This is a genomic window from Methanolobus sp. ZRKC3, from assembly GCF_045291275.1.
Lineage (GTDB): Archaea > Halobacteriota > Methanosarcinia > Methanosarcinales > Methanosarcinaceae > Methanolobus.
On sequence record NZ_CP146982.1, the window covers coordinates 2,159,933 to 2,177,208 of the forward strand.

Below are 17,276 nucleotides of genomic sequence, written 5' to 3' on the forward strand. Positions count from 1 at the left end.
CTCAGAGATTGGTGGTGATCCCGTTGTAGTAGGACTCGGACCTTGCAGCTCTTTTTATGTTCTTGAAATTATGTTTCACCTTGAGAAGTCTCTCAAGTCCGAAACCGGCTCCCATCCAGGGCTTGTCGACACCCCAATCCATATCCATTGGAATTGGTCCCACAACAGCCGATGAAAGTTCCAGGTCCTTGTGCATGACATCGATGGTATCACCATAGACCATACAACTGTCAGAGACTATCTCATATTCGATGCCCAAAAATTCCAGGAAGTCTTCTATAAGGAACTCCAGATTCTCCCTTGTGCAGCGTGAACCCATCTGGCAGAAATTGAGCATGGTAAATTCCTCAAGATGACTGCTGCCATCTGATTCCTTTCTGTAACAGGGTCCTATCTCGAAGATCCTTATGGGATCGGGGAGTACGTTATCGAATTTACGCAAGCAGTTGTAGAGTCCCGGGGCCAGCATGGGGCGAAGGCACATGTTATCATCCACTCTGAAGATCTGCTCTGCCAGTTTCTTATCCTCGCCAACTCCCATCCTTTCCATGTACTCGAAGGGTATCAGTATGGGTGATTTTATCTCCATGAATCCTCTGTCCACGAAGAATTCGGTGATGGTCCTTTCAAGTTTGCCGAGGAGATCTTCTCTGTCATCCTCGTACATCAGTCTCAGGTCCTGTTTCCTCTGTGTAAGAAGTGTGGATTCTATCTCCTTGAAGGAGCGCTTCTCTTTCTTAAAGGAGATCATCTCTCCAGGGCCCAATAGTGACAGTATCCTGTTCTTCTGGCTCTGGGTAAATTCGGTCTTTGAAGATTTTACAGGTTTTGCAGGTTTATTGTTGCCGGTTTTTGTCTTGTTGGGTTTTGCCTGTGCTGCAACAGTTTTAGGTGCAGCCACCGGTTTTTTAGCAACCTCTACCTTAGCGGTGTTTGGAGATGGCTGTGCTGTTTCTGATTGCACCGTGATTGCGGGGCTTTCTTTATTAGTATCATTGAATTGTGCTGAAGGGACCGTCCTGACCTTTACCTTCACTTCGTCCTTAATTGAACCTCTCTTTGAGAATTCCTTGATCTTCTCTTCAGGAGTACGGCATTTTTTGCAGGGTTTTTGGAATTTTCGGTTTCGCAGTAGGCGTGCAGCCCTGCTGGACCTGGAGTTACGTACCTTTATTACCTCTCCACAATCCATAGTTACTCGTATATAATTCTGGGATGTTTCGCAGTTCTTTATCCCATGAAGGCGTCCGTTCCTTGACACCCAAAAACCAGTTTTACTTATCAGTGAGTCCAGTGATTTTTTATCCATGCTAACAGCTCCTCGGATAGAATCTTTTTCTTACCATTTCCTAGAATCCAAGATATTCAAGTATCCAGTTACTTCCGTTGCTTTTGTTGAATGACATAGTATTCCTCTTATTTTTGTGTTTGAGACTTCGATTTCCTAAGTCCTTGATATTTTGATCTTGTTCTGTCTGTTCTGGAAGAATTTTCTTGTTTAATACTTCCAGTTCCAACTATCGTTTGTTTGTCGACATATATATATATTGTCCGCAAAATCGGGTATTTATAATTTCCTATCAACTGCAATAATTTAACTATATATACTTTTCTAATAAGGTGACATATAACATAATTTTATGTTTTTTTTGTTTGGTATGTGAATTATCAGAAGGTATGCTAATTCACAGCATTTTGAAAAGAACCAAAAAAGTACACAAAAAGGTCAGCATAAACTGAAAATGTTTAAAAAATGTTTCCAGAAAAAATCGGAAAACTCCTTAAATTCAATGTTGAAAATAGATCAGTATATCTAAGATGAATCTATTTTCTAAGACAGTTTTCCATCTGATGTTTATATAGTGCTATTTCAATTGCTGTTCTCAAATCGTCTTCTTCGAAAGGCTTCAATATATATCCATAAGGCTCCGTCTGTTTAGCTCTCTTAAGTGTCTCATCATCTGAATGAGCCGTCAGATATACTACCGGTATGCTAAAATTCTCCCGGATAACCTGTGCTGCCTGGATCCCGTCCATATCTCCTTTTAGCCTGATATCCATTATCACAAGATCCGGAAGAAAACCTTCAGCTTTACTAATGGCCTCTTTTCCGGATCTCGCAACGCTGCTGACCTGATACCCAAGTCTTTTCAGTCTTTTCTTAAGCTCCAAAGCAACTACATTTTCATCTTCAACAACCAGTATCTTTGGATTATTCATCTCTACACCTTCTATTTACTTTCTTCAAAATCTATGGAAAACTCTGTCCCATCAATTGAATTTAGTTCAATGGTACCATCTATCTGGTCAACCAGTGTGACCACAAGCTGCAGACCCAGAGACTCAGTATTTCTGTAATCGATCTTTGAAGGCATGCCGATACCATTGTCTCTTATTTTCAGGAAAAAATGATCTTTCAGGACTTTGAGTTCTACATTTATTTCCCCTTCTTTGATTTCAGGGAAAGCGTGTTTTAGTGAGTTTGAAACAAGTTCATTGATTATCATACCAAGTGGAACAGCCGTATCAACATTCAGATAAATATCCTCTATGTCTGAAACAAGCTTGATGTCCTTGCTTTTAATTCCATATGACTTGGAGAGATACTCCAGTAATTTCTCTGTGTAATCAGAAAAGTCAATACTTGACATATCCTTGGATTGGTATAGCTCTTCATGTATCAGGGCCATTGAACGCACACGATTTCGGCTATCCATGAATGCATCTATTATCTCCTGGTCCTCGAAATTCTCAGATGAAAGATAAAGCAGGCTTGATATTACCTGTAAATTATTCTTGATACGATGATGGATCTCTTTTTTGCGTATCTCTTCCATTTTTTCGCGCTCTTCTATCATCTGCGACAGTGTTTCCCTTGTTTTTTCGATTCCATCGGTCAGGATCTTGAATTCACCTTCGCCATGAACCCGGACACTGCGGGAGAAATCATTGTTTTGTATTGCAGTAAGCACTTTATTAGAATCTGCAATAATATTGTTCAGAGATTCTGCAGAATTATCCAGTGTATCTCCCAAGTGCTTGAATTCACCCTTTAGTTCCAGTTTGTTGCGTGTTTCAAGCTCTCCTTTTGAAAGGGCACTTGTAACTCTGATAGATTCGCGGATCGGTGCTATTACAGCATCCAGTATCATATTGAGTCCTATTGGAATTTCTTTGAAGTCTATCTCTACATCGGTTTGAGCTCTTGTATCCAGGTTTCCGTCAACAGCATCCTGAGCGATATTTCTGAAGTTATTGACAATTTCATCTATGGGAGCGGTTATTGATGTTGCTATCAGGTAAGAGACCATACCCATAAAGCAGATAGAGATCATGGATATGACAACCAGTTTATTTCGAAGCTCAGTTACCCCGGCAAACATTTCTTCTTTTGGGACTACAAGCACAAAAGAGTAGTTACCTGTCTTTACAGGTTCGTAGAACATTATGACTTCTTTGCCTGTGGCAGGGTCGGTCGTTTCAACACTTCCACCTTTTCCCTCTTTAATATTATCGGCTGCCGTTGATATTTCAGGTATGCCAAAATCGTAAAGGGTATGTGTTCCCATTCTATCTTTGTATTCAGGATGAGAAACAAGGATACCGGTATTTCCTGTCACGAATGCATATCCGGTGTCAAAAGCTTTGATCTCACCTACCACATCATCTATGTAATCAAGAGATACATCAACGCCGGCAACACCTACGGCTTCATTATCTTTTAAAATGGGTACATCAAAGCTCACCATGAAGATACCCTGATAAAAATAGGGTTCAGTAACAACATTTTCCTTTGTTGTTCTTGGAAGCTGATAGTAATCCTGTTCATCATAATCTACCAGGTGTTCAACTTCTATATGTCCCTGAATAGTGTTCCAGTAGGGTATGAACCTCCCGGTGGAATCATGGGCTGGAGCATTGATATATTCACTGTCCTTTCCATCGAAGGCGTCAGGTTCGTATCCCACATAGACTCCCGTGAGAGAAGGGTATGCTTCAAGAACATTTTTGAGAATGTTGTTTACTTCTTCCCTATCGGCAGTCGTGTACATTTCCATTGATTTTCCAAGAGTTTCCGCAATAGCCATGTTTGCCTTCATGTCCCCGTCGAACTGGTTGGCATAATCCCTTGCCATTTCCACGGATTGAAGATATGCCATCTCTTTTTGTTGTTCGGTAACAGTTGAGGTGCTGACAGCAGTTGAAACGAGAAGTACCAAAAAAACGCCAACGACTATATACATGATCAATTTGGCTTTTATTGTCATCTCATTCTGTTTCATTCATACACACCTTCTCATCTGACCTTTTTCAATTACTGCAGAATTATCTCAGCCTTCAGACCTTGGAATTGAGTTTGACATTTTCTGGTAATGTCTGAACAGCTTTTCTCCCCATTTTAGAGAGCTTTTGGAAAAACTCATTATATCCCGGTGGTCATACATTCCCTGGCTATCGAAAAAACTGGCAGAGAACAAATTATCGGTAACTACAATTGAAGGAGGAAGCGATTCGTTTTCGTATAAGAACAGGTTTATATTTTCTGAATGCTGCATCTTTTCCAGTTCTTCCTGTCTGTCCTCGTGCATTCTTTCAAGTACAGACTCAGTGAGAATAATTGATATTTCAGTTCCATGCTCTGCAAGTTCATTATAAAGCGGTGGATACAATGGATGATAAATCGAAAAAACAGAATGTACATATTTTGAATTAACCAGAGATCTGGTGAATTCTTCAGGGGGTTCGAACATGTCGTTAAGTTCTGGTTCTATAATTGTGGAGTCCTCGAGATCTCCGATCCTGTCCAGCAGATATTGAGGGATCGAATCCAGGTCCCTTTTAACCCAGTAATCCGTATCCTTCCCAAAGAGATCCAAAATACCGTTTATTGGTTTCATGTTCTCTGCTATAAGCTTTCCAATATTGGATAGTTCATAGAATCCGTCAGTATTACAGATAAGTTCCTCTTCCTTCAGCTCCTTGAGCGGAAGTATCAATGAACGCCAGGTGACACCGAATGCCGTCTTCATTTCCTCGGGATCCTTTGGTCCGTCCAGTAACAGTAATAATATCTTCCTTCTTTTTTCAGAAAACCAGATCGTTTCAGTTAGTGATGATTCCATGTATCTGCCCCCTCCCCAAAGGACCTATCTCCTATTCAGCTCCCATTATTTTGTACAGTCTTTTTGAATTAGTCCCGTAATGGTCAAACATTTCATGACACCACTTTAAAGAACTATCATCAAAACTGATTATGTCCCTGTGGTCATACCTTCCCTCCTTATTGAAAAGGCAAATATAACAAAACCAGTCGGTCACTGTTATCATTGGTATTTTCGGACTCTCTTTGCAAAGGAAGACCTTTGTATTCCCCATTTCCATCAATTCATTGAATTGCTCAAGATAATCTTTTTTTATTTTTTGCAAAGTCGACTCTGAAAGAAAAAGTGATATATCTGCTCCTGCTCCTGATGCTTTCAGATAAAGAGAGATGAATGTTGGATGAAGGTATGAAACAAAAGTTATAATGGATTTTGATTTAGGGATGTTATCCACAAACTCCCTGGGAAGTTCAAACATGTGGTTGATATCTGGTTCTATCAGGAAATAATGTCCAAGGTCCCTTATTCTGCTGAAAAGATGTGGGGGTATTGCATCAAAATTCCTGCTGGTCCAGAAGTCTTTGTTCTCTTCAATAATTCTTGATGTATCAAGAAATGGTAACATGTTCTTTACAATCGTTCTCCCCACAATGGTTAAACTGAGCTGCTCTTGTTCCTGTTTTATAAGGTTGTGACTCTTCAGTGTTTTTATCTGGGGCATTATGGACCTGGTAGTCACATTAAGTGACTTTTTTATTTGTTCGAGGTCCCTTTCCCCTTCATTTAATAGTAACAGCAGATTCATTCTTTTTTGAGAAAACCAAACAGTATTTACCAGTGTCGTTTTCATAGTCATCATATTCCGATTTCTGCTGTGATATTCCTATCTTCAGGAATTTTGATTATCAGTCACCCTAAACCCGTTGGTAAAAAATCCCATTTAGCACTATAAATACTTGTTTGTATTGATGATAACTTTCGACCTGATTTTATATTAATCTAATTTACAGGTAAATTCACGTTGTTATGTACAATTCACAAGGCATATGCAAAGTCACATGGCCCGTGAAAATCGCAGATCCTTTTAGAAACCAGCCAGAAACTGAAATTATCATTCCTTTGTTGAAGTAATAATTGGGGAACAATGTATCGTAATTGTTGAAAAATCGGTATAAAGTATGCTATATACTGTCAGATAATTCCTGTATATGTGGGTAGTTATCTAATCGGATAACTCGATTCAGGAAGTTTTTCAAGAGCACTGTGCCGGGTAGTTGCAATGCTGTAAAAAACAACTGTACTATAAAATAAAAAAGGTGGATAAATGGGAAATCAGGAAATTTTGGATAAACTCAGAGATACGATTGTTAATCAGGATATTGCCGGCTGTGCTGTAGCTACACAAGAAGCTCTGGATGCTGGTGTTTCAGCATTTGATGCTATCAACGGCGGACTTTCAGTAGGCATGAAAATAATTGGTGAAAAGTTCGAGGAAGCAGTGATTTTCCTTCCACAGATCATGATGTCTGCAAAGGCCATGAACGCTGCAATGGAGATCCTCACTCCCCTGCTTGCAGAAGAAAAGCCAGGCGAGGGCGTAGGTACTGCAATTACCTTCGTTCAGGAAGGCGACATTCACGATATAGGTCACCGTCTCGTATCAACAATGCTTGGTGCAAACGGCTTTAAGATCGTCGACCTCGGAGTTGACGTATCAAACGACAAGATCCTCGATGAAGTTGTGAAACTCAAGGGTCAGAAGATGGTCCTTGTGGGTTCAGCACTCATGACAACCTCCATGCTTGGTCAGAAAGACACAGTAGAGATGCTCAAAGAAGAAGGTCTCAGAGACGCTGTAAAGATCATGTTCGGTGGAGCACCTGTATCCCAGGGCTGGATCGATGAGATCGGAGCAGATGCAACAGCAGAGAATGCAGCAGATGCATCCCGTGTAGCCCTTGAATTAATGAGCTGAGGAGGAATATAATATGGCATATTCAAGATCAATGAATTGTTTTGAGTTCTATGACCGTGCAAAGAAGGGCGCGAAGATGAGTCAGGATGACTGGGATCTCATGACCATTCCAATGAAAACAATGGAGCTCAAACAGAAGTACGGCCTTGATTTCAAGGACGAATTTGTTCCAACCGACAAGGACATGATGGAAAACCTGTTCAAAGCAGGTTTCGAGATGCTTCTGGAATGTGGTATATACTGTACCGACACCAGCAGGGTTGTAAAATACACAGAGGATGAGATCTGGGATGCTCTCAACAACAACCAGAGAGAGTTTGTCTTAGGAACCGGCAGGGATGCTGTCAATGTCAGGAAGAGAAGTGTAGGTGACAAGAGAAAGCCTATAATCCAGGGTGGTCCAACAGGTTCCCCTATTTCCGAGGACATGTTCATGCCTATCCACATGAGCTACGCACTGGAAAAGGAAGTCAACACCATAGTTAATGGTGTCATGATGACTGTTCGTGGAAAGCCACCAATTCCAAAGAGTCCTTATGAGATACTTGCTGCCAAGACCGAAACAAGGCTTATCAAACAGGCAGCTGCAATGGCCGGAAGGCCTGGCATGGGCATATAGGGACCTGAGACTTCCCTGTCCGCTCAGGGAAATATGGCTTCTGACTGCGCCGGTGGCCAGGTCAGCAGCGACAGTCACGAGGTATCACAGCTCAATGAGCTTAAGATCGACCTTGAGGCAATTTGTGTAATGGCCCATTATCAGGGTAACAGTGATATCATCATGGATGAGCAGATGCCTATCTTTGGTGGCTATGCCGGCGGCATAGAAGAGACTGCTATCGTTGATATCGCAACCCACATCAATGCTTTTGTAATGAGTAACGCAAGCTGGCACCTTGATGGTCCGGTCCACATCCGCTGGGGATCAACAAACACCCGTGAAACCCTCCAGATCGCAGGATGGACATGTGCAACCATCTCAGAGTTCACCGACCTGCTCTCAGGTAACCAGTACTACCCATGTGCAGGACCATGTACCGAGATGTGCCTGCTGGAACTATCCGCACAGTCTATGAACGACACAGCATCCGGCCGTGAGATCCTCTCCGGTGTGGCAGCTGCAAAGGGTGTAGTCCAGGATAAGACCACAGGTATGGAAGCCAGGATGATGGGAGAGGTCGCAAGAGCAACTTCAGGTATGGATATCTCAGAAGTTAACGAGATTCTCCATAAACTCATCCCACTCTACGAGAAAGACTATGCAACAGCACCAGAGGGCAAGAGATTCCAGGAATGTTACGATGTTGCTACCGTAACACCAACCGATGAATACGTCCAGGTCTATGAGGGTGCACGCAAGAAGCTCGAAGAGCTCGGACTGGTTTTCTGATAGATTTTGAAAAACTTGCCAGCGAAGAGTATCGCTGGCATTTTTTATCGAGTGTAATATAACGAATATTCATGTGGGATTGAACAAAAAGGAGGTTTTCCAATGGATGTATATTGGACTGTCATTAACGGAGTAATCTACTTACTAGCCTTTGCATTGATCGGATGGGTCTTACTCGATGCAAGAAAAACATCCAAAAAATTAAAGAGGTGATAACTTGACTGACGGAGTTGAAGAATCACCAGGACTTATCAAAACCCTCAGACCCTATCACGTATGGGCATTGGGAGTGGGTATAGTCCTTGTGGGTGAATTTATGGGGTGGAATTTCACTGTGGCAAAAGGTGGAATTCTGGGTGCCCTACTTGCAATGCTCGTTGCAGGTACGATGTATGTAATAATATCTTTGTGTGCAAGTGAACTGGGATCTGCCACCAAAACGGCAGGAGGACCTTATGACTGGGCACGATTGTTCGTTGGACCAGGTGCGGCGGGGAGCGTAGGTCTTGCTGTATATATGGAGTTCATAGCCCTGGAAGCTGCTGATGCTATCGTTGTTGCCTTTATAGCACAGGAGATCTTCCCTGAACTGCAGGTATTTCCTGTAACGTTATTGGTAATAGCAACACTTACGTTCATTAATTACAGAGGTGTTGTAGCTGCACTAACGCTTAACTTCTTTATGACTGCCATAGCTTTCCTTGCTATCATATTGTTCTTCTTCTCAGGAACATTCGGCGGTGTATTTGAGCTTCATCCGGAGAATCTTTTCCAGGGAGCGATGCCAAATGGAATGATAGGTCTGTTTGCAGCTTTGCAGTTCGGTCCGTGGTTCTTCCTGGGTATAGAAGGGGCAGCCATGTGTGCCGAGGAGTGTAAACATCCTTCAAGAGCAGTGCCTATTGGACAGCAGGCAGGAATGATAACACTTCTTGTGGGAGCTGCCATGACACTCTTTATATGTGCAAGTCTGCTTCCTTCCAATATACCAGCAGAAGGTCTTGGAGTTTCGGTTTATCCGCTATTCGAGGCTGCACAGGCTAGTGGTGTGTATGTACTGGTGGCGCTTTTGGGAATTGGAACTTTGCTGACCTGTCTTTCCAGTGCAAACGGATGTGTCTGTGACTCATCAAGGTCATGGTTTGCTTTGTCAAGGGATCATTTCGTATCCAATTGGTTCGCTTCGGTGCATCCGGGATACCAGACACCTTATAAGGCAGTCATTTTCACAATGCCTATTGCAATAGCCTTCGCGTTCAGTGGTTATCTGGATCAGGTCATTACTTTCTCCATAGTATCCGGGTTGATATGCTATGTTCTGATACCATTCTCTCTGATACGTTTCAGAAAGATGTTCCCAGCACATATTAGCAGGGTACGCCCGTTCGTAAGCCCACTGCAGCCATGGATATCTTACTTTGCAATTGCAATAGCCATCACTATAATGTCCACATTGTTCTGGGGTTACAGATACAATCTTATCTTTGCTCTGATCTTCTATCTGATAGCGTATTTCTACTTCCATAACAAGCACAAGAAACATCAGAAAGAGTTCAGCTGGGAAGAAGAAATGGGTTGGCCAAACCCAAGTCATCATATTGAAAAGGAGTGATATGAATGGAGGGAGTTGACGAAGTTAGATATAGTGGGGAATTCAGAAAGGACACATTTTTGATAACAGGTGCAATAGCACTGTTGATCATTGTGGAGGGTTACGTGGTCTATAATGTATTGTCCCTGGCAGGTCCTGCGGTTTCGCCTGCGATTAGAGGAATATACCTTTTGTTCTTCTTATTGATAGTGGGAATTGAAACCATAGGTTACTGGCAGGTACGCCACTCAATTAAACAACATATGTACGATCTGAAATACTACGATTGAGGTGGGTAACATGGAAAAGGAAATAAAGAAACAAAACTGGATGATGGAGGCATTTGATATTATATTCATATTTGCACTTGCCTTCATCTGCCTGGTGGTACCTACGAGAATACAGGGTTCAGTACTGGTGGGGTGGACAGAGACAGGTGCCATTCAGTTCCTGTGGGATCCTGTGGGCTTTTTCAGCTTACTGGCAGTTATAATTGCATTCTTTGCAATTATTCTGTACCACTCGGTAAGCCACTATAAGTACTAGAGGAGTATGCCAGTGGCAACACTGGCATTTATAATTTTTTAAACGGGAAAGTCTGTTTTTAATGCAGATAATGTATCAGGTGAAATTTATGAAATCGAATATCAGTGTTCAACGAGCAAAAGATAGTCAAGATCTTACTGAAACGGAAAAAAAGCATATTCCTGTCATTGAAGCCCCTGAAGAGGTAACAGCAGGTGAGCCTTTTGAGGTGAAAGTTACAGTTGGAAGCCTTCCCCATGTGATGGAAGATGACCATTACATCCAGTGGATAGAATTGTACATAGATGATGACCTTGTGGGGAAAAAGGAATTAGATTCAACAGAAGAAAAGGCTGAAGCAACTTTTACAGTGGTCGGAACCGAGGATATGATCTCCACACGTGAGATAATGAACTGTAATATCCACGGATTTGGTGTATGTGGTACATGTGGTACCAGATCAGCCATTGTAAACCTTAGAGCCATCGAAAGTTGCAATGTACATGGCTTATGGGGGGATTCAAAGGGAATAGAGATTATCTCCGCAACCGTAAATCCTGGCAAAAAGTGTACTTGGAGCCCGGGTTTCTAATTTTTGAATTTTAATTTACTTCTCCGGGAAAAGTAAATTTTACATTCTTCCTTTTTTACCCGGGATAACTATTTTTGCGTTTTTCTTATTTTTCGATACTTTGCTAACCAATAGGTTACCTGTTTTAATGATAGTGCAGGATTACAACGCCGTTGTAATCATATAAGGATAGATAAACATTCCATCCCTGCTGATAAATTCAAGTGCATTAGACTGATTTCACTGAGATTATGATATATACTTTTTCTTCTTATGTTCTATTGTAACTGATTGCTCTTCAAAAGAGTTCTCAGATACCATCACATCAGTTGCAGGGCTTCCAGGGGCTTGAGTCAAAGATAAAGACCGGGAAACTGCTGGATATCATGATCAACTGTTGTGAGCCTTTCGGGAAATGGGTTAGTAAATAAGTATTCAGTTGCTGTCAGGTCAGGGGGGTCTGGTCTGATAGCAATATGATTCCTATGAACTTCCTATGAATAATGAAAAAACAGATCTTCATTGTTTTTTCCGGAAGTATAAGGGTTTCATATCCTGCTATTAAAAGAAGGTGATTAGAAATGGATTCTAATAAAGAAACGGGAGTAGACTGGCATCATGCAGAACAATGTGCAAAAGTTGTCTGCGAGTCCAGTGAACTGGAAAGGACAATTGATTGGAAACAAGGTCTGGCGATTGCTGTAGGTGTACCTCTGCTCATCTTACCATCAATTGGATACTTTGCAGGTTGGCTTTGGTCGGCTGCTATTATTGTATGGGGTCTTTCCGTATTCCAGGGTTTCATGCAGAACCTGGCTTATGGTGAGCTTGCAACAACTTTTCCGAAGGCTTCCGGTCTTCCCGGGTTTGCGCAGAATGTCTTTAAAACGCCTAATTACAAGGGAAAATATGACAAAAGTAAGCTTATAGGTGGATTCAGTGCATGGAGTTACTGGTTTGCCTGGAATCCCGTGCTTGCTATCTTTGCAATTCTTGTAGGTTTTTACCTGCACAGCTTGTTCCCTGCACTATCAGCTACTTTCAGTCAATATCAGCTTTCATTGGCTGCAGGTATTGTTATATTCGGTGCTCTTATAGTTATTAATTATCGTGGTGTTTCAAGTGGTGCAGTGGTAGGTTATATTCTCGCAGCACTCGCATTTATTCCATTGATCATAATTGCAGTGGTACCATATATAACAGGTGATTTCGTACTTGCAAATATCACCGGTACCTGGCTGCCAACTGATTGGGTATGGGATTTGAACAGTATTCTCATCTTGCTTGGTATTTTTGCAATGGCACAGTGGAGTGCATGTGCGTGGGAAACAGCAGCTATCTATGGTCCTGAGTACAAGAATCCTGGTCGCGATGTACCAAAAGCACTTTTCACCTGTGGTGCTATCTGCCTTCTGGCATTTATAATTGTACAGACCACAGTTACCGGTGTACTGGGTATTGACGGTATCGCCAATGCACCGATCGATCCTATGCTTCCTGTTGCGCAGATAGCTCTTGGTGATATGGGTTCAACTATTGCTATTGTGATGCTTATTGCTGCAATGGTTCTTATCATCCAGACTGCATATCTTGGTTCTGCAAGAGCAATGCATTCTATGGCAGTTGAAGGAAACCTTCCAAGAGTATTTGGTAAAGTAAATTCCCATGGTACTCCTGTACTGGCAATGGTCATTATCGGCGTGTTCAACCTTGCACTCATTTCAATGGGTACTCCAACAGCTATCCTTGCAGCATCCGCTATAGGATATGTCTGTGCAAACGGTATCAGTCTATTTGCATATGTAAAGGCAAAGGCGGACCCACACCTTTCAGGTCTTGACAGGCCTTTCCAAGCACCATCCGGCTGGAAGAACGTTGCGCTTCTGTTCGGTTTGTTCAACCTTCCTCTCTGTCTGATTGGTGTAATCTACCTAAACAGCGTGGAAGGAAGCTGGTTCTCCACTGGTGTGGGAATGATTGTACTGGCTCTGTACATACCTATGTGGTATTATTCACAACATGAGACTCATGTTGCAAGACAGGCAGAAGTAATACAGGATGAAATAAAAGGATCTGGAACCTTGCAGTAAGAGATCCTTACTGCAATATTTTTAATTAATGCATTACCTCCAATTATGCAGAACACTTAAGATCAGACCGCCTGTCAAAGATGATAGGCGGTCAGATCTCTTTTTTAACCATTTCGATCAAGCAATGCTTTCTGCTTTATCTTTAAAATAAGAGAATAGTTCCTTGCTCCACTGAAGCGCATTGCTGTCAAAGCTCATAAGGATAGTATGGTCATATTGTCCCTGTTTATTAAAGAAACAGAGGAACAGGAAACGGTCTGTGCTAACCAGAGTTGCCAGGCCTGTCATCTCGTTTGACACAAACAGTTCGGTATTCTCAAGATCCATGAACTTCCTGAGATCATCTGCGTAGTCTTTTTTCATTCTTTCATGGACAGAACTTGTTGTGACCAGAGAAAAGTCGATCCCCTTTTCAGCAAGGCTTGAGTACAGGGCCGGATATTCAGGATGGAAATAAGCGTTAAAAGCCATAACATAACTGGATTTGGCTATATTTTCGGTAAACTCTTTAGGAAATTCAAAAAGGTAGTTAAGGTCAGGTTCAATGATGATACAGTTGCCAAGTTCACCGAATCTCTTCAATATTGGTTCAGGGATGCCGTTGAGATCACGATTCATCCAATAGCTACTGTTCTCTTCAAAAACCTCTACAGCATTCAAAAGAGGCAGCATGTTCGCCACCAACACTTTCCCCATGTTGGTTAGGATATAATCATCTCCATTCTGGATGACAAGGCCGTGTTCCTTGAGTTTTTTGATCTGGGGAATAAGAGCTGTGGAAGTTACGTTGAGACTTGTTTTAATCTCTTCACGGCTCTTTTCGCCTTCCATAAGGAGAAGCAGAACATTTTTCCGTTTTTCCGAATTGAGGATTATGTCTATTAGTGAACCTTTCATTCATACCAACTGTTCTGATTTGATCATTGTAAAGTCTGGATTTTATTAATATCGTCACTCAAAGAGTTCATATACAGCTATGGAAGGCTTATTTACATACCTTTTTCCATTTTATGTCTGTAAAGTGCTATTTCGATATTGCTACGCAGATCATTTGCTTTGAATGGTTTAACGATATATCCGTAAGGCTCTGTCTTTTTTGCTCTTTCAAGGACTTCATCATCTGAATATGCAGTAAGATAGATCACTGGGATGTCGAAAATTTTACGGATCTCCCCAGCAGTTTGCACCCCATCCATATCCCCTTTCAGTCTGACATCCATTAATATGAGGTCAGGAAAAGTTATCTCTGCCATCTTTATAGCTTCTTCCCCTGTTGCAACTATGGCCGGTACAGTATATCCAAAACTCTTTAGTTTCTTCTTTATATTAAGACCGATGATACCTTCGTCCTCTACAACAAGAATTTTTATATCTTCCATGAGTTCACCTGCATTTTAATCATTCTAAAGTTATCCTGAATTTCGTGCCTTTGCTTCTATCAAGTTCAATGACGCTATCTATCTGGGATGTCAGGGTTGTCACTAATTGTAATCCAAGAGAATCTGTCTCTCTGAAATTGATGTTTTCCGGGAAACCAATACCGTTGTCTCCTACAGTCAGTGTTAATTTCTTATCTTCAAAACTAAGATCAACATATATTTCCCCTTCTTCTCTCTCCTTGAATGCATGTTTGAATGAATTCGAAACAAGTTCATTTACTATCATTCCAAGAGGAATGGCAGTGTCCATGTCAAGGAAAGTGGGGTCGACATCAATTTTAATTTTAATACTCTCTTTATTGATAGCGTAAGAATATGACAGCTCATTAACAAGCTTCATAAGATAATCGGAAAAATCTATGCTTTCCATATCCTGTGATCTGTAAAGTTCCTCATGCACCAGGGCCATGGATATCACACGGTTCTGGCTTTCCCTGAAAGCCTCAATAACCTCTTCGCTTTCGAATTTATCGGATTCAAGATCAAGCAAACTTGAAATGACCTGAAGATTGTTCTTTATACGGTGATGTATCTCTTTTTTACGTATTTCTTCTATCTTTTCACGCTCATCTATCATCCCTGACAGCGTTGCCCTTGTTTTTTCGATCCCCTCGGTCAGTATAAGAAAATCACCTTCTCCATATACCCTTACCTTTCTTGAGAAATCATTTTTCTGTATTGCAGTAAGTACCTGATTCGAGTCTTTTATTATCAGATCAAGTAATTTGGCAAAATTATCCAGTGTGTTTGCAAGGTGCCTGAATTCTCCCTGTACATTTAAGTGAGACCTTTCATCAAGTTCTCCTCTTGCAAGTGCATTTGTAAGCCTTATAGTATCACGGATAGGTGTTATCACTGCATCAAGGATCTCATTGAGTCCCATGGGTATCTCTTTGAAATCAGTTTCAACATTGGTTTCAGCCCTTGAGTCAAGTTTTCCCCTGACGGCATCCTTTGATATACTCTTAAAATCGCTAACTATCTCCTTGATGGGTCTTGTAAAGGAAAATGCTATCAAATAAGAGATACATGCCATGAAAATTATAGATGCAAGGGATATTTTCAGTAATTCATTACTGAGGGTGTTAACACCTGCAAGCATCTCATCTTTTGGAATGACCAGAATAAATGAAAAATTGCCTGTCCTTATGGGCTCGTAGAACATCACTATCATTTCCCCGGTAATGGGGTCGATGGTTTCGATCTGCCCGCTTTTCCCCTCTCCAATCTCATCTGCAACTTTAGAGAAATCCTCATTTTCAAAATCATAAAGTGTTCTTTCCCCGATCCATTCTTTGTTGGTAGGATGCGAGACCAGGATACCAGTATTGCCGGTCATGAAAGCATAGCCGGTTTCAAATGGTTTTACTTCGCTGATCACTTCATCCAGATAATTAAGGGAAACATCCACTCCCACTATTCCTATGAATTCACCATCTTTTATTATCGGGGAAACATGACTCACAATGAAGGTGCCTTCGTAATAATACGGTTCTGTCAATACTTCTTTTTTTGTTGTTTTTGGCAACTGGTAGTAATCCAGTGTCTCATAATTCAGAAGAGGATCAAGTTTGATGGGACCTGTTATCTTGTTCCAGTAAGGGATGAATCTTCCAGTGGAATCATGTCCCGGAGAATTCACATATAGTTCATCCTTGCCATCAAAGGCATCAGGTTCGTAGGCAAGATATGTACCAAGCAGGTGAGGATGCTCCGTCAGCATTTTGTAAAGCATATCGTTAGCTTCTTCCCTGCTCATGGAATCGTAGCTACCGATGCTTAAAGCCATGGTTTCTGCAATGGCACGGTTGGTTTCCATGTCACCATTGAATTCATTGGCATAGTTCCTGGCCATCTCTATGGATTGCTTGTAGGCAAGTTCTTCTTCCTGACCGGTCACTGTGGAAATGGTCATCGCTGTACTTGTTGCAAGCACTATCATGGTTCCCATGATAATGTAAAGTATCAGTTTGAATTTCAGAGATGTATTTTCCCATTTCATATTCAGGCCTGCATTCCAGATGGTCCATTATATCAATTGTTGAATTTTGGTTTAAAATACACGTTTGCTATAATTACAACGGCATTGTAATGTTATAACGAGATTGTAATCAATTTGTGTGGATTGATTATCTGTTTACTCTCTTTTAAAATTCATATGCTGGTAAATCGCACTATATATATTTTATCACCATGTATGAATAAGCTCAATAGTTTATGGAGCACACCAATATCAAAAACAATATCAGGTGGCGTATGTTTCTACATGTGTGTGTTTTTTGTTGAAGTTAGCAAGGGGAAAATACACAAAATACTTATACTAACTATGCATAGTCATTTTTAAGGTTTACAATACTCGTTTCATCATTTCAGGAGGTCCATGTCCATCTGGAGCATGATGGCTAGTTTCATGGAAATTCTGTGCCTTTGAAGCTCCTTTGTTTTTACAAAGGATTCAGGATTTTCGACAAAACCATCTTTTTGCTTTTGGAGATCGGATAATATATGAAAGATATTTTTTCCCGGGTACGAAAGCTGAAAGATACCCATTTACCCGGTTATAAATTCAAAAGGCCAAAAAATGATTTTCGGT

15 protein-coding genes and 1 pseudogene are annotated in these 17,276 nt (G+C 41.2%); 7 read left to right on the forward strand and 9 right to left on the reverse strand.

Translation table 11 applies throughout. The annotated features are described in order from the left end of the window. Position 1: 1 nt before the first annotated feature. The 5 genes from pylS to V7O66_RS10980 form a co-directional block, all read right to left on the reverse strand. On the reverse strand, positions 2–1,309 hold the full coding sequence (gene pylS / locus V7O66_RS10960; RefSeq protein ID WP_406660353.1) for a pyrrolysine--tRNA(Pyl) ligase: 1,308 nt from the start codon (positions 1,307–1,309) through the stop codon (positions 2–4). A gap of 515 nt (positions 1,310–1,824) precedes the next feature. Next, a complete protein-coding gene (locus V7O66_RS10965; RefSeq protein WP_406660354.1) occupies positions 1,825–2,220 on the reverse strand; it encodes a response regulator in 396 nt (131 codons plus the stop codon). A gap of 11 nt (positions 2,221–2,231) precedes the next feature. After that, positions 2,232–4,283 (reverse strand): histidine kinase dimerization/phosphoacceptor domain -containing protein, encoded by a 2,052-nt coding sequence (locus tag V7O66_RS10970; RefSeq protein WP_406660355.1) that lies wholly within the window; start codon positions 4,281–4,283, stop codon positions 2,232–2,234. A gap of 48 nt (positions 4,284–4,331) precedes the next feature. Beyond that, complete coding sequence (locus tag V7O66_RS10975) at positions 4,332–5,123, reverse strand: helix-turn-helix transcriptional regulator (RefSeq protein WP_406660356.1); 792 nt, start codon at positions 5,121–5,123, stop codon at positions 4,332–4,334. A 31-nt stretch (positions 5,124–5,154) separates the two neighbouring features. Continuing rightward, positions 5,155–5,907: a helix-turn-helix transcriptional regulator gene (locus V7O66_RS10980; protein WP_406660357.1), complete on the reverse strand. Its 753-nt coding sequence runs from the start codon at positions 5,905–5,907 to the stop codon at positions 5,155–5,157. A 519-nt stretch (positions 5,908–6,426) separates the two neighbouring features. Between V7O66_RS10980 and V7O66_RS10985 the strand changes: the two genes are divergently transcribed. The 7 genes and pseudogenes from V7O66_RS10985 to V7O66_RS11015 all read left to right on the forward strand — a co-directional run bounded on the left by V7O66_RS10985 (position 6,427) and on the right by V7O66_RS11015 (position 13,244). Further along, positions 6,427–7,077, forward strand: a complete 651-nt coding sequence (locus V7O66_RS10985) for a methyltransferase cognate corrinoid protein (protein ID WP_406660358.1) — start codon at positions 6,427–6,429, stop codon at positions 7,075–7,077. A 13-nt stretch (positions 7,078–7,090) separates the two neighbouring features. Continuing rightward, positions 7,091–8,467: pseudogene (locus tag V7O66_RS10990) on the forward strand (monomethylamine:corrinoid methyltransferase). Positions 8,468–8,684: 217 nt separating this feature from the next. Beyond that, entirely contained in the window at positions 8,685–10,079 is a 1,395-nt protein-coding gene (locus V7O66_RS10995) for an APC family permease (protein ID WP_406660359.1), read from the forward strand. 5 nt (positions 10,080–10,084) lie between these two features. Beyond that, positions 10,085–10,348 (forward strand): monomethylamine transporter, encoded by a 264-nt coding sequence (locus V7O66_RS11000; protein ID WP_406660360.1) that lies wholly within the window; start codon positions 10,085–10,087, stop codon positions 10,346–10,348. Between the two features lie 10 nt (positions 10,349–10,358). After that, positions 10,359–10,604 carry an AcrB/AcrD/AcrF family protein gene (locus V7O66_RS11005; RefSeq protein WP_406660361.1) on the forward strand — a complete coding sequence of 82 codons (246 nt, stop codon included), beginning with the start codon at positions 10,359–10,361 and terminating at the stop codon, positions 10,602–10,604. A gap of 88 nt (positions 10,605–10,692) precedes the next feature. Beyond that, a complete protein-coding gene (locus tag V7O66_RS11010) occupies positions 10,693–11,175 on the forward strand; it encodes a class II SORL domain-containing protein (RefSeq protein ID WP_406660362.1) in 483 nt (160 codons plus the stop codon). Between the two features lie 560 nt (positions 11,176–11,735). After that, positions 11,736–13,244, forward strand: coding sequence for an APC family permease (locus V7O66_RS11015; RefSeq protein ID WP_406660363.1), 1,509 nt, complete (start codon positions 11,736–11,738; stop codon positions 13,242–13,244). 117 nt (positions 13,245–13,361) lie between these two features. On the opposite strand, the gene V7O66_RS11020 is transcribed toward V7O66_RS11015, so the two are convergent. The 4 genes from V7O66_RS11020 to V7O66_RS11035 all read right to left on the reverse strand — a co-directional run bounded on the left by V7O66_RS11020 (position 13,362) and on the right by V7O66_RS11035 (position 17,233). After that, positions 13,362–14,141 carry a helix-turn-helix transcriptional regulator gene (locus V7O66_RS11020; RefSeq protein WP_406660364.1) on the reverse strand — a complete coding sequence of 260 codons (780 nt, stop codon included), beginning with the start codon at positions 14,139–14,141 and terminating at the stop codon, positions 13,362–13,364. 92 nt (positions 14,142–14,233) lie between these two features. Then, positions 14,234–14,623, reverse strand: a complete 390-nt coding sequence (locus tag V7O66_RS11025; protein WP_406660365.1) for a response regulator — start codon at positions 14,621–14,623, stop codon at positions 14,234–14,236. Positions 14,624–14,642: 19 nt separating this feature from the next. Further along, entirely contained in the window at positions 14,643–16,685 is a 2,043-nt protein-coding gene (locus V7O66_RS11030; protein WP_406660366.1) for a histidine kinase dimerization/phosphoacceptor domain -containing protein, read from the reverse strand. Between the two features lie 362 nt (positions 16,686–17,047). Further along, a complete protein-coding gene (locus V7O66_RS11035) occupies positions 17,048–17,233 on the reverse strand; it encodes a hypothetical protein (RefSeq protein ID WP_406660367.1) in 186 nt (61 codons plus the stop codon). Positions 17,234–17,276: the final 43 nt, after the last annotated feature.

Bases quoted from the DNA above. Each gene is read 5' to 3' on its own strand.
- V7O66_RS11015 (WP_406660363.1), top strand. From the start codon at position 11,736: ATGGATTCTAATAAAGAAACGGGAGTAGACTGGCATCATGCAGAACAA.
- V7O66_RS10985 (WP_406660358.1), top strand. From the start codon at position 6,427: ATGGGAAATCAGGAAATTTTGGATAAACTCAGAGATACGATTGTTAAT.
- V7O66_RS11005 (WP_406660361.1), top strand. From the start codon at position 10,359: ATGGAAAAGGAAATAAAGAAACAAAACTGGATGATGGAGGCATTTGAT.
- V7O66_RS10970 (WP_406660355.1), bottom strand. From the start codon at position 4,283: ATGAAACAGAATGAGATGACAATAAAAGCCAAATTGATCATGTATATA.
- V7O66_RS11025 (WP_406660365.1), bottom strand. From the start codon at position 14,623: ATGGAAGATATAAAAATTCTTGTTGTAGAGGACGAAGGTATCATCGGT.
- V7O66_RS11035 (WP_406660367.1), bottom strand. From the start codon at position 17,233: ATGGGTATCTTTCAGCTTTCGTACCCGGGAAAAAATATCTTTCATATA.
- V7O66_RS10965 (WP_406660354.1), bottom strand. From the start codon at position 2,220: ATGAATAATCCAAAGATACTGGTTGTTGAAGATGAAAATGTAGTTGCT.
- V7O66_RS11030 (WP_406660366.1), bottom strand. From the start codon at position 16,685: ATGAAATGGGAAAATACATCTCTGAAATTCAAACTGATACTTTACATT.
- V7O66_RS10975 (WP_406660356.1), bottom strand. From the start codon at position 5,123: ATGGAATCATCACTAACTGAAACGATCTGGTTTTCTGAAAAAAGAAGG.
- V7O66_RS11000 (WP_406660360.1), top strand. From the start codon at position 10,085: ATGGAGGGAGTTGACGAAGTTAGATATAGTGGGGAATTCAGAAAGGAC.
- pylS (WP_406660353.1), bottom strand. From the start codon at position 1,309: ATGGATAAAAAATCACTGGACTCACTGATAAGTAAAACTGGTTTTTGG.
- V7O66_RS10980 (WP_406660357.1), bottom strand. From the start codon at position 5,907: ATGAATCTGCTGTTACTATTAAATGAAGGGGAAAGGGACCTCGAACAA.
- V7O66_RS11020 (WP_406660364.1), bottom strand. From the start codon at position 14,141: ATGAAAGGTTCACTAATAGACATAATCCTCAATTCGGAAAAACGGAAA.
- V7O66_RS11010 (WP_406660362.1), top strand. From the start codon at position 10,693: ATGAAATCGAATATCAGTGTTCAACGAGCAAAAGATAGTCAAGATCTT.